This window comes from Paenibacillus litoralis (assembly GCF_046244365.1).
Lineage (GTDB): Bacteria > Bacillota > Bacilli > Paenibacillales > NBRC-103111 > Paenibacillus_V.
Genome location: NZ_CP176395.1, coordinates 8315756 through 8328146, shown reverse-complemented (window position 1 = coordinate 8328146; position 12391 = coordinate 8315756). Strand labels below are relative to the sequence as shown.

Below are 12391 nucleotides of genomic sequence, written 5' to 3'. Positions count from 1 at the left end.
AGCCGTGAAAAGACGAGGGCGCCCTTCAGGCCTTGGTTCAGACCTTGGGGGCAGCCTCGTCATCTTGTGCCGTATAAGCTTAAAGCGGAATCGACCGTTGTTAGGCGGTCAGCGAAACGGAGAACGTGCTCAGGGCGTCGACATAGCTTTACAAGTCTCCATGGTTTTGTAGGCATCCGGGAAGTCGCATCGTGTGGCATTGTCCGAACTTTAGCCCTTAACGCTTCCCATAACGATACCGCTAATGAAAAAACGCTGAAGGAACGGGTACACGAGGAGGACCGGCAATGCGCCCAGAAAGAGCTGGGCGGCTCGGAACGTTTTATTGGAGAGTTCCTTGATCAGCTTCTGATCGTTCACCGACATGGCGGCCAGATCCTCTTGGATGACGGCGGTCTGCAGGTAGCTCTGAAGCGGGTATTTGACAGGCGTGTTCATGTAGATGATGCCGTCGAACCAAGCGTTCCAATGCCCGACGATCGAGAACAGCGTAAGCGTCGCAAGCGCGGGAAGGGAAAGCGGAACGAAAATTTTCCATAGAATCGTGAAATGTCCGGCTCCGTCGATAAAGGCCGATTCCTCCAGCTCCCGCGGAAGACCCCGGAAGAAATTAAGCATTAGCACGACGCTGAATACCGGAACCGCATTGGGGATAATGAGCGCCCAGATGGAATTAAGCAGACCCGTGCTCTGAATGACCATATAGGTCGGGATGAGCCCGCCGCCGAACAGGATGGTAATGAAGAAGAGCCAGACGTATACGGTACGGAGCTTGAAAGCTTTGATTTCTTTCGACAGCGGATAAGCGCAAAGCACGATCAGCAAGAGATTCAGGGAGGTGCCGAGCAGCACCCTCTTCACGGAGATGAGCAGCGAGTCCAGAAACTGATCCTTCTGCAGCACGTATTGATAGGCCTTCGTGTTGAACTCCACCGGCCACAGCTTAACCGCTCCCGCCCCCGCCGCCGTGCTGGAGCTAAGGGAGATCGCCAGCATATGGACGAGCGGAAGCAAGCATAGAAGAGAGAGGACGGCTAATGCCGTATAATTTAGCGCAACGAACGCCTTTCTTGACACAGTCGGTTTTTCGACCATACGATTCCCCTCCTTTCTCCTCAGAAGATGCGGTATTTAGCGAAACGGTAAGCCAGCCAATAGGACAAGCTGACGAGCACCAAAGAAACGACCGATTTAAACAATCCGACGGTGGCGGCCATGCTGTACTGCAGCTGAACGAGGCCCATGCGGTATACCATCGTGTCGATAATATCGCCGGTCTCATATACTTGAGGGCTGTACAGGATGAACACCTGCTCGAAGCCCGCATTCAGCACATTGCCGAGGCTTAGCGTCATGAGCAGGAAAATGATCGGCCGCATACCGGGAAGCGAAACGTGCCACGTTTGCCGCCAACGGTTCGCGCCGTCCATAGTTGCCGCCTCGTATTGGGACGGATCGATGCCGGTCAAGGCGGCCAAATAGACGATCGTGCTGAAGCCGAATTCCTTCCATTCGTTGGAGACGACCAGCACGTACCGGAACCAGCTTTTGTCGCCGAGGAAATAGATCGGTTCGATGCCCAGCGCAGACAGGATGTGATTGACGATTCCTTGGGAAGGCGAGAGAATATCGATCAGGATGCCGCCGGCAATGACCCAGGATAAGAAATGGGGCAGGTAAATCATCGTTTGCACGGACCGCTTGAACGATTTGATCCGCACTTCATTTATGAGCAAAGCCATCGTGATGGGCACAAGGAGGCCGGCTGCAATTTTCATTGTGGAAATGGCGAGCGTGTTCCGCAATACGACCAAGGTATCGGGGAGACTGAACATATATTTGAAATTGTCGAGCCCTACCCATTCCGATCCGCGAATTCCCATCGTAGGGATGTAATTTTGGAAAGCCATGGCTATGCCGACCATAGGGCCATAATGATACAGGAGAACAAGGAATAATCCCGGCCAAATCATGAGGTGCAGCGGCATCTCCATCTTGAAGGTTTTCAGCATAACCAGATCCTCCGATTCAAAGGGAAAGGGAGACTAAGCTCCCTTTCGTCATTTGTTCTTATACCAGTCGTTCACTTCTTTCGTAATCTCGTCGCCGCCAAGCTTCTTCCAGTCGCTTACGAATTGATCGAACAGATCGATGGATTCGCCAAGTACGATTTTGGTGAACACTTCAAGCTCCGTCTTCTGGAGGTTCGCGTTCTTCTGGACCATGGCTGGCGTGGGAGGAGCTGTAAACAAGTTCGGCATAAACTGATTGTTCTTGATGTACTGGTTGACGATGCTCCCCGAGCCGCCGATTTCGCTGCGCGAAGCCCAGCCCCATAAGCTCTTGTCGCCTTCCTTGTACTTCTGGATATAGTCGTATTCCTGCCGTTCTTCCGGCGTCAGCTTGGCCAGTTGATCGGCGTCCGGCTTTTTGCCGCTTTTCAGAATCGGCTCCAAATGCGTGTAAATTTCCGCGTTTTTGAACGATTTGTACATTTTGACCGGGGAATTCATCCAGTAGGAGATGCTGCCGTCGGCGTTGAATTTTTTGAACAGATCGTCCGATGTATTCAAATAGAACAATTTGATCCATTCGTCCGCCATTTTCAAGACGGCTTCCGGATTTTTGGTGCCCTTCTTGACGACCCAGAACCCGTAGAACGTATTGAGCGGATGCTGCAAAAGCGCAGGCTGCGAGTCGGCCGACGGAGCGGGATAAGGTTTCCATACGGCGTCTTTGGTCAAACCGGCCAACGGGGCGATGCCCGCGGTCAAGCTGCTGTACATCATGCCTACCTTGCCGCTGCCTATGTCCTCGTTCACTTTAGCCGAGTTTTTCACGCCGAATTCCTTATCCAGCTGCGCGTTCTTATACATCTCTTGAAGCTTGGCGAGGGCGGCTTTCATCTCCGGAAGAACGCTGCCGTAAGCGAGCTGTCCGTTCTTGTCTTTTACCCAGATTCCTCTGTACGCATGGTAAGCGTTAAGGAAGCCTGCGGCGAGGCCGAAATCTTTATCCAGCGCCAAACCGAAGGTGTCGTTCTTGCCGTTCCCGTCCGGATCTTTGGTGGTGAAGGCGTCCGAGATGGCGAGAACGTCCTGCATCGTTTTGGGCTCCGGGAGATTAAGCTTCTTCATCCAATCGTCGCGGACCCATAGCAAGGGCACCGATTCTTTGGCGACCCCTGTGAAAGGGATCCCCATGAGCTTGCCTTTAATGGTAGCGGCGTCTACAACATCCTTACCGGCTTGCTCGACTACCTGCCTGACGTTCTCCGGGGCCTGCTGTTTATATACGTTCGTCATATCCTCGATAAGATTGGCTTTCTCCAGCTGAACCAGTTGGGTGGCCGTGGCCAAGAAAAAGTTCGGTATGTCGCCGGAAGCGATCAACAAGTTCGTCTTCTGCTCTAGCTCGGCGGAAGGCACCTCCCACAGCGTTTTGACCGAAATGCCGAGCGTGTCCTTCAAATGGCGCGTCCAAGGATTGTTGTTCATATCGTCGCCGGGACCGAACTTGGTGGAAGAGCCGTAGGTGAAGTTCACGGATGTCAGCTCGATGGGCGGATCGTATTTGCCGGAAGTCGTCTTGACTGCCGCCGATTCTTTGGGTTGAACCGATGCAGCGGGTTCGTTTTCTTTAGCGGAGCTGCAGGCGGACAGGACCGTTGCAGCGAACAGCATCGAAGCTGCGGCTGCCATGCTTGTGCGTTTCATTGGATTGACACCCTCCTCGTTTCGTATAGAGATGCACATGTGAACCGCTTACATTTTGGCCGATTGCGCCTCCTTCCGTCCTGTCTTCGTGTTCGTCGTGCTGTGGCTTTACCTTAACGGAACGGCGGAGGGGCGAACAGCTTCAATTTCTCCGAATAGAAGCCGGAATGGGGGAATGTGTAAACCGGAATAGATTCGGAGAAAGTGAATATTCCGGGTCGCTGACCGCTTACAGACGCTGTGCTACAATGGGGAGGAGACTTAAGAAAAAGGCTGGTGCTGCTCCGTGTTGAAACCGCTTCCTTTTACATTCGGTAAAAATACGCTGTTCTTTAAGCTGCTGACCGGCTTTATTTGCGTCATCGTACTCGTGCTCTCGTTCCATTTGTTCTCCTACTCCTTCTTCAACCGCAATATCCAGCGGGAGATTATCAATAACAATCAGCAGAACCTGAACAACACCGTAGAACGGTATGAAAATCATATTCGGATGATCCAAGGGGCGGTTGTTCGGCTTTATTTTGACGAGAAGGTCATCGTGCTAAACGACCTCGGGATGAGCAAATACTTCGATACGGTGAACCGGGTCGTCGACGAAGTGAAGAACATCTTGTCCAACGATCAAATGTATTTGAACAATATTCTTTTGCATTTTCATAATCCCTCACTTCTGATCGACAAGAACGGCCCGAGCGACGCGACGCAATTTTTCACCAAAAACTACAGCAGTCCGAGCTACGATTATTCATTTTGGAGGAAGCAGTTCCAGGAGTCTTACCAGCTCAAGGTGTTTAAGGAAGCCGTATTCATGGACAACTACAGCAATCGGAGCGTCGCCTCCTTAATTCCCATTGTACTGAAAAACGATATTTACAGTGAGCTTTATATTACGGCTCTGCTCGAGCCCGAGAAAATGTACCTCGCCTACCGCAACTCCAATCAGAATCAGTTCTATATGTTCGACGCCTTGAACCAGCAGGTGTTCGGGTCAGGCTCCGAAGCCGTTCCAGCCGAAATTCTGGGCCGGCTTACCGGCAGCGAATCCTATATCAAGCAGAATAACCAGCTTTATTTCTATAAGAAAGGGGCGCTTACGGGGCTTACCTATCTAACGGTCGTTCCGCTTGAGAATATTACGAAGCAGGTGTCGCGGCTCAATTTCATTCTGATTATGGTGCTTGCGGGTGCGCTTCTGCTCAGCGTCCTGATCTCCATTATCATGAGCCTGAAATTCAACACGCCGGTTCAGCAGATGATCGCCGCCATTCGCCGGTTCAACCCGAACAACCATTGGAAGAGCAAGATCGAGGAATACAACTTCATTTATGAAGAAATCAAAAGCATCATCAAAACGAATCAGGAAATCAACGTGGACCTGGACCGGAAGCGGTCGCAGCTTCGTCAGCTGGATTACATGTATAAGCTCAAAAATATTTACAGCAAGCCGGCGGAAGGACAGGAGACGAACAATAAGCCGTTCTATCTCGTTCTGTTTCATTTGACGATGACCCGCGAATTCCGCGAGCTGTCCAGTTTGGAGCAGGACGGGGCCGTGTCCTATATCCACGAATTCATCGGGGCGGCGCTGGCGGGCCGCTTTCCGGATTCGGTGACGCTGCAAACGGAGAAGGATCATATCCTCACGTTGATATTTGCCGAAGAGCAGCAGCTGGAGGAGCTTGCGGATGCGATTAACCAGCTCAAGCAGGCCTTCGACGACGAGAGGAAGCCTATCAGCGTTACGATCGCTTACAGCCCGGTGCTGCGGTCGTCAACCGCATTCAATGCCGCTTACGAGCAAACGCTCGAAATGGCCAAACGGCGCAAGCTGAGGAGCGAGACGCAAACGATCACGGAGCTTTTGCCTGAGCCGCATACGGCCGGATTCACTTCAGCCCAAGAACAGGAGTTCCTGACGTATATTCAGGCGGGCAATGCGGTTTCCGCGCACCGGATCCTTGCCAGAATGCTTGCGCAGATGGAGAAAGCGGACGCTTCCGCCCATCAATACATGGAGCTCGCCAAAGAAGTCGTGGGCAAGGTGCTGAAGCACATGATCGCGGTGAACCTGGACATCAGCTCGGTTTTCGATCTGAGCTCGCCCTATCAGCGCATTCAGGAGTGCACAGGCACGGATCACTTTGCGGAATTTTTCGAGTGGCTTCTGACGGAGGCCGTCCAGCTGCTGGCGGAGCAAAAAGAAGGGCAGCATCCGATCAAGCATTTTATGCTGGAATACATTCATACGCATTATAACGAGGATCTTTCGCTTGAAATGGTGGCGGATAAGCTGAATATGTCGGCCAACTACTTTTCTTCGTACTTTAAGGATAAAACGGGCGTCAACTTCTCCGACTATTTGACCGAGCTGCGCATTCTGAAGGCGAAGTATCTGCTCTTGTATTCGGATCAAAGAATTCAGGACATCGCCGAGCAAGTCGGCTATTTGAACGCCAATTCGTTTACGCGCATGTTCAAAAAGGTAACGGGCATTACGCCCGGCGAGTACAAGAGGGTTCACCTCGTTGCCGAGAAGGGGTAGCGGGGAGCCGGTCAGGGGATTATGGAGGAGGAGAAGGCAAAACGTTGAACACGCCGGCATTTGGCTGAGGCATCATCCGCTGGTTTTTCAGGGAAAACGGAAGCGGGCGGAAAAGAGGAAAGCTTAGGGAAGCGCACATCCGAAGCGGAGGTGGGCGCTTTACGTTATTTAAATAAAAATAGAGGCTTGACATTGCTGCGCAAATCATATATCTTTAATTCAAGATACTCAAATCCAAAACATTGACGCTTGATTAAGGGAGGGATATTCGCGGTCGATCGAGTATATTCCGGATACGTTCGGCGTTTAGGTTCAAAATAGCAGGAGAGGATCGGCGAAAGCGCCGTTTATCCTTGGAGGTGCAGCCAAATGCAAACGAAATTAGACGATGCGCAAGGGGAATCCTTGAAACTGTTCGTCGTCCTGTCCAAAGCGTACAGAGCGGTCATGGACCGAGCCGTTAAAGACATGAAGCAATACGGCTTGTCGCCGTCCGAATTTACGATACTCGAGGTGCTGTACACGAAGGGGAAGATCCCTCTGCAGCAAATTGGGGAGAAGATTCTGATTACGAGCGGCAGCATTACGTATAATATCGATAAGCTCGAGAAAAAGCGGCTGTTGAAGCGGGTCCCTTGCCTAGAAGACAGACGGGTGATCTATGCGGAGATAACGCCGGAAGGAAGCGCGTTTTTCGATCGTATTTTTCCCGATCATGCGCAAACGATTCACAGCCTGACGAAGACTCTCGCCCCGGAAGAAAAGCAAGCCGCCATCGAGCTGCTCAAAAAGCTGGGTAAGGGCGCGGAAGAGCAGCAGCCATAGCAATGGCTTTTCTGTCGCCATATATCTTAAATGAAAGATAATTTAAACTAAGATAATAGTCGGGCAACGACTCGAATGCACACCGGCAGGTAAGGGCAACTTAAAAAAACTTATAAGCGATCATAAGGAGGCATTTTACATGACTATGCAAACGGCAGGCATTCATCATATTACGGCTTTTGCAAGCGATCCGCAGGCGAACGTCGATTTCTATGCAGGGGTTCTCGGTCTTCGTCTTGTCAAAAAAACGATCAATTTCGACGCTCCCGAAGTGTACCACTTGTACTTTGGCGACGGGGCTGGAAGTCCCGGAACGATCATTACCTTCTTCCCGTGGCCGGAATCGCGCAAAGGACGCATCGGGGGAGGCCAAGTGGGCATCACGACTTATGTCATCCCGCAGGGCTCGATGGCGTTCTGGCAAAATCGCTTGGAAGGCTTCGGCATTGCAACGGCGAAAACGAGCCGCTTTTCCGAGGATTACCTTCAGTTTACGGATAACGAAGGACTGCGCCTCGAGCTCGTCGAACGCGCGGAGGGACCGAACAGCAGCTGGTCGTTCGGCGGCATAACGCCCGACCAAGCGATCAAAGGCTTCGGCGGTGCCGTACTGTTCAGCGTGAACCCGCAAAAAACGATCGAAGTGCTGGAGCAAGTGCTCGGCTTGGCAAAAATAGCGGAAAACGGCGAGTATGCGCGCCTCCAAGCCGCAGGCGACATCGGCAACCTCATCGACGTGCCGCTGGCAGCAATGGGCTGGGGCGGCGGCGGCGCAGGCACCGTTCACCATATCGCTTGGCGCGCCAAAGATTTTGCCGAGCATGCGGATTGGCAGAGCGCCGTTTCGCAGTACGGCTATCAGCCTACGCAAATTATCGACCGGCAATATTTCAATGCGATTTACTTCCGCGAGAGCGGCGGCATTCTGTTCGAGATCGCGACGGATCCTCCGGGCTTCGCGAATGACGAGCCGGCGGAATCGCTCGGCGAGAAATTGATGCTGCCGGAATGGTTCGAGCCGAACCGTGCCGAGATCGAAGCCAATTTGCGGCCGATTGAAGTGAGAGTATTGGAGGGGAATCGGAAATGAAGCATATTTTCAAAGAGAGCGGCCGTCCGGACACACCGACCTTAGTCTTATTCCACGGTACCGGAGGAACGGAGCACGACCTGCTGCCGCTTGCCGAGCTGATTTCCCCGGAATCCGCCGTGCTTAGCGTACGCGGCAACGTGCTGGAGAACGGGATGCCCCGTTTCTTCAGAAGACTGGCGGAAGGCGTATTCGACGAGGAGGATTTGATTTTCCGCACGAAGGAAGTGAACGATTTCCTCGATCAGGCAGCCGCCGAATACGGCTTCGACCGCAGCAACGTCGTGGCCGTCGGGTATTCCAACGGGGCCAATATTGCAGGCAGCTTGCTGTTCCATTACAAGAACGCTTTGAAGGGAGCGATTCTTCATCATCCGATGGTGCCAAGGCGGGGAATAGCGGTTCCGGATTTGTCCGGCACCCCGATTTTCATCGGTGCGGGAGAGAACGACCCGATCTGTTCCGCTCGGGAAACCGAGGAGCTTCAAGGACTTCTAAGCGGAGCCGGGGCCTCGGTGGCGGTGCACTGGGAACGCCACGGGCACCAACTGACTGCAACGGAAGTACAGGCAGCAGCTGCGTGGTATCGGGAGCATTTGGCGTAACCGTTCCGCGTGGGTATCGACAGGAAAGATCACATGAACAGGAGAATGCTCATGATCACGATAGATCCGGCCGCTCAAAATGAGCGGGACAACTATAAGCTGCTGATCGGGAGCGTCGTCCCGAGGCCGATCGCGCTCGTTACGACGCTTACGAAGGACGGCGTTCTGAATGCGGCGCCGTTCAGTTACTTTTCCATTGTGTCGGCTTCGCCCCCTTTGCTTTCGGTGTCCGTCCAGCGGAAGCAAGGCGCGATGAAGGATACGGCTAGAAACGCGATCGAGGCCGGAGCGTTCGTCATTCATATCACGGACGAATCGATCGTCGAGAGGGTAAATGAAACGGCCGCCGCTCTGCCTCCCGACGAGAGCGAGGTAACAAGGGCGGGCTTTACGCCGGTTGCCAGCGAAGCGATAGCCGTACCCGGCCTGAAGGAAGCCAAAATCCGCATGGAATGCGTGCTGGAGCAGGCGATTCCGCTTGGCGGCTCCGGTAGCGGGCCCGCTTGCGATTTGCTGATCGGACGCGTCGTTCGCTTCCATCTGGCCGAGGACGTTTATGAAGACGGGCATATCGATCCCGTCGCGCTAAACCCGGTCAGCCGCATGGCCGGCAGCACGTACGCCAAGCTGGGTGCGATGTTTGCGATAGAGCGTCCGGTGTGAACCCGTGCGCGAAAAGAAGCGGGATAATAAAAAAAAGAGAAACCGGCAAATAGCGCACTATCGTTCCGTCCAACGGAATAGAAGGAGTAACCAGCCCCCTTTAACTCTTTTTGCATAGAGCCGGGCAGCCTTTTTTGCCTTAGGCGAGGGGCGTGAAAGACGGAAACTGTAAAGCGAACGGCTTCTACAAGCGCTGCTCCAGTACCTCCATCCACATTTACGGACGTGCCCGCGACATAGGAGGCTGCGTCCAATGCTAGAAAAACTATGACTCGGGTAGCTTCCTCGGTATCTCCAATCCGGCCGGGGGGAATCGCGTGCATGGGATTCAGCAGTGCGCAAAGTTTGTATGGGTTTCTCGGCGCTAAACCCTATTAACCTATTTTCATGCATCTCAAATCAAAGCCTCCACTCCGCATCGTGCGGCTTGGAGGCTTTTTGGCCGTTCGGGGAGTGCTTTAGTTGCCCGCTTGAAGGCTGGCACGCACAAAATGCCCGATATTCGCGATCGCCTGCTGCGCTTCGGGCAGCATATAGGCAAGGAGTTGGAATACACTCCACATGTGCTCCCAAACCTCGAGAGTTACCTCTACCCCTGCCGCTTCGGCTTTGGCGGCCAGCCTCGTAGCATCGCTCAGCAGCACCTCTTGATCCCCTGCTTGAATCAAAAGCGCAGGCAGGCCGCTCAAATCCATCTTGAGCGGCGACAGAATAGCCGGGGGCTCCCCTTGCCAGTCGCCTAAATAAGCAGCCAATATCGCTTGATTGCCCTCCAGGCTGCCGGTCGGATCGAGCGCAGCGCGGCTCCGGTACGATTCGCCGTCCAAATGCGCCAGATCAGCGTGGGGAGACAGCAGGAAGGCCCCTGCAGGCAGTTCTTCTCCGGCATCCCGCAGAGAGAGCAGCGTCATGAACGCAAGGCTTCCCCCGACGGAATCGCCTCCGAGGACGAGATTGCGGGCGGCATAACCGTTTGCCAGCAGCCAGCGGTAGGCGTTCAAGCAGTCTGCGTTAGCGGCGGGGTACGGATGCTCCGGGGCCAGCCGGTATTCGAACGTAAGTACTTCTACGCCGCTTGCCTTCGCTATTCTTCCGGCAAGCTCCCGGTAAAACGCGCAAGTACCCGAGACGAAGCCGCCGCCGTGAAAATAAAGAACCGCTTTCCTGCCGTCCTCCGGCCGGCGTTCTTCGATGCTGATCCATTCTCCGCGTAAAGCCCCGATAGCCGTCTGTTTTACCGTCATATCGGGAGGAAGCGCAGGCAGCTTGGCAGCCGCTTCAGTCATTTCCCGCCTTATTTGCTCCACCGTTTTCCCTGCGTGATTACTCGTGCTTCTTAAATAACCCTTGATCGCCGCCAACTGTTCGGCATTCGTTCGTTCCATATCGGGTACCTCCTACACTGTGGATACGCATAGGGTAAATCCTGTAGTAAGGTACAAGGTCAAGCTAAGATTCCATATGGAGCTCGCGCAGCACGTCTTTTATTTCGGGATGCTTGCTTGCAGCCTGAAGATTTGCCTTTAAGCCCGCCAGCATCGCTTTCGTCCGCTCCAGCTTGTCGATCTCGGCGTCGATGGAGCCGACCTTCCGCTCGATGACGGCGATGAAATCGGGAATGCCGATGCTTCCGCTTGCCGACTTAGCCAGTGCCTTCCGGATTTCCTTCAGCGTGAAGCCGCACAGCTTGGCGTTCTTGATGAACGCAATGCGGTTCAGCACCTCCTCCGAATAGACGCGGTAACCGGCCTCGGATCGAGCCGGGGCTGGAAGAAGTCCGTGATTTTCGTAGTACCGCAGCGTTTCGGCGTTTACGTTCGCCATTTTCGCAATCTCCCCCCGCAAATAGCCGGTCACAGCATACGCTCCTCTCGCCGTACAGTCTAGCAACATTTTACCAAATTTGACGGAGAAAATCGTTCCAAGCAAGCATTCCCTTGCGGCGGTGCGGATATCGGCTCTATACTGAATCAAGCTGAAGGAAGGGGGGGGAAGGGGATGCGGTTCCATAACGTTCGAAGTAGCCGGGTGGGGGACTGATTACCTCATTTTGAAAGGCGGACGAATAAAATGGATCTACACTCCTATAAGGAGTTTTACGATAAGATCGGGCGGCTGAACGGTTGGGACTTCAGTAAGCTGAACGTTAGAACCGAAGGCGCCGCATGGGATTTTTACGAAGAAGTCGCGGGCAAGTGCAAACCGTCGGACTTGCTGCTCGATATCGGCACCGGCGGGGGCGAAAAGCTGCTGCAGATCGCGGATGCGGCGCTGCTTGCGGTAGGCGTCGACCTTTCGTCCTCCATGGTGGATACGGCAAAAACGAATCTGGAACGGCTCGGCAAACGCCATGTGCGCTTCATGCAAATGGATGCCGGGAGGCTTGAGTTCCCTGCGCATTTTTTCAACGTGGCGTGCGCGCGGCATTGCGGCTTTGATGCGAAGGAGACGGCCAGAGTGCTGGCGGAGGATGGCGTATTCCTGACGCAGCAAGTGAGCGAGCGGGATAAATGGAATATGAAGCAAGCGTTCGGAAGAGGCCAACACGGGATCGCCGAGCCGGGCACTCTGCTGAAGCAAAACGTGACGGCGCTGCGGGAGGCGGGCTTCGCCGACATCAAGTCCTTTGTCTACGATGCGGCGGTTTACTATGAAAGCTGCGAGGATCTGATCTTCCTCCTGACGCATACCCCGATCGTTCCCGGCTTTGGGGAGGACCCGGACGACTTCGAAACGCTCCAGACCTTTGTTGCTGACAACCAGACGGATCAAGGCATTCGGACGAACGAGGAACGCTTCATGATTATCGCTACCAAATAAACGGTTATCCAAGCTCCGGCACAAGCGGCCGGGGCTGTTTTTGTATGGAACAGCCTATCCGTTACTTAAGCGTTAGGGGAACCTATGCGGAGGTATTTTTGAGAGCGGGCGGGGGGTGGTTGGAGTGATG

11 protein-coding genes and 1 pseudogene are annotated in these 12391 nt (G+C 53.8%); 6 read left to right on the top strand and 6 right to left on the bottom strand.

Features of this window, described 5'->3' with window-relative positions; all coding sequences use genetic code 11:
• Positions 1 to 210: 210 nt before the first annotated feature.
• From ACKGJP_RS34935 to ACKGJP_RS34925, 3 genes are read right to left on the bottom strand one after another with little or no spacing between them, the layout of a single operon-like run.
• Positions 211 to 1095 carry a carbohydrate ABC transporter permease gene (locus tag ACKGJP_RS34935; RefSeq protein WP_409343333.1) on the bottom strand — a complete coding sequence of 295 codons (885 nt, stop codon included), beginning with the start codon at positions 1093 to 1095 and terminating at the stop codon, positions 211 to 213.
• 20 nt (positions 1096 to 1115) lie between these two features.
• A complete protein-coding gene (locus tag ACKGJP_RS34930; RefSeq protein ID WP_409343332.1) occupies positions 1116 to 2012 on the bottom strand; it encodes an ABC transporter permease in 897 nt (298 codons plus the stop codon).
• A gap of 48 nt (positions 2013 to 2060) precedes the next feature.
• Complete coding sequence (locus tag ACKGJP_RS34925) at positions 2061 to 3716, bottom strand: ABC transporter substrate-binding protein (protein ID WP_409343331.1); 1656 nt, start codon at positions 3714 to 3716, stop codon at positions 2061 to 2063.
• A gap of 286 nt (positions 3717 to 4002) precedes the next feature.
• On the opposite strand from ACKGJP_RS34925, the gene ACKGJP_RS34920 reads away from it, so the two are divergent.
• The 5 genes from ACKGJP_RS34920 (at position 4003) to ACKGJP_RS34900 (ending at position 9441) form a co-directional block, all read left to right on the top strand.
• Positions 4003 to 6258 carry a helix-turn-helix domain-containing protein gene (locus ACKGJP_RS34920; protein ID WP_409343330.1) on the top strand — a complete coding sequence of 752 codons (2256 nt, stop codon included), beginning with the start codon at positions 4003 to 4005 and terminating at the stop codon, positions 6256 to 6258.
• 369 nt (positions 6259 to 6627) lie between these two features.
• Positions 6628 to 7083, top strand: coding sequence for a MarR family winged helix-turn-helix transcriptional regulator (locus tag ACKGJP_RS34915; protein WP_409343329.1), 456 nt, complete (start codon positions 6628 to 6630; stop codon positions 7081 to 7083).
• A gap of 139 nt (positions 7084 to 7222) precedes the next feature.
• Positions 7223 to 8173 (top strand): ring-cleaving dioxygenase, encoded by a 951-nt coding sequence (locus tag ACKGJP_RS34910; protein ID WP_409343328.1) that lies wholly within the window; start codon positions 7223 to 7225, stop codon positions 8171 to 8173.
• A complete protein-coding gene (locus tag ACKGJP_RS34905; RefSeq protein ID WP_409343327.1) occupies positions 8170 to 8778 on the top strand; it encodes an alpha/beta hydrolase in 609 nt (202 codons plus the stop codon). The genes ACKGJP_RS34910 and ACKGJP_RS34905 overlap by 4 nt, the downstream gene beginning before the upstream one ends.
• A gap of 51 nt (positions 8779 to 8829) precedes the next feature.
• Positions 8830 to 9441, top strand: coding sequence for a flavin reductase family protein (locus ACKGJP_RS34900; RefSeq protein ID WP_409343326.1), 612 nt, complete (start codon positions 8830 to 8832; stop codon positions 9439 to 9441).
• A 188-nt stretch (positions 9442 to 9629) separates the two neighbouring features.
• Here ACKGJP_RS34900 and ACKGJP_RS34895 read toward each other — a convergent pair.
• The 3 genes and pseudogenes from ACKGJP_RS34895 to ACKGJP_RS34885 all read right to left on the bottom strand — a co-directional run.
• Positions 9630 to 9761: pseudogene (locus ACKGJP_RS34895) on the bottom strand (SDR family oxidoreductase); the annotation flags it as partial.
• Between the two features lie 138 nt (positions 9762 to 9899).
• Positions 9900 to 10826 carry an alpha/beta hydrolase gene (locus tag ACKGJP_RS34890; protein WP_409343325.1) on the bottom strand — a complete coding sequence of 309 codons (927 nt, stop codon included), beginning with the start codon at positions 10824 to 10826 and terminating at the stop codon, positions 9900 to 9902.
• Between the two features lie 64 nt (positions 10827 to 10890).
• Positions 10891 to 11298, bottom strand: coding sequence for a MerR family transcriptional regulator (locus tag ACKGJP_RS34885; RefSeq protein WP_409343324.1), 408 nt, complete (start codon positions 11296 to 11298; stop codon positions 10891 to 10893).
• Between the two features lie 213 nt (positions 11299 to 11511).
• On the opposite strand from ACKGJP_RS34885, the gene ACKGJP_RS34880 reads away from it, so the two are divergent.
• A complete protein-coding gene (locus tag ACKGJP_RS34880; RefSeq protein ID WP_409343323.1) occupies positions 11512 to 12261 on the top strand; it encodes a class I SAM-dependent methyltransferase in 750 nt (249 codons plus the stop codon).
• The last annotated feature ends 130 nt before the right edge of the window (positions 12262 to 12391 follow it).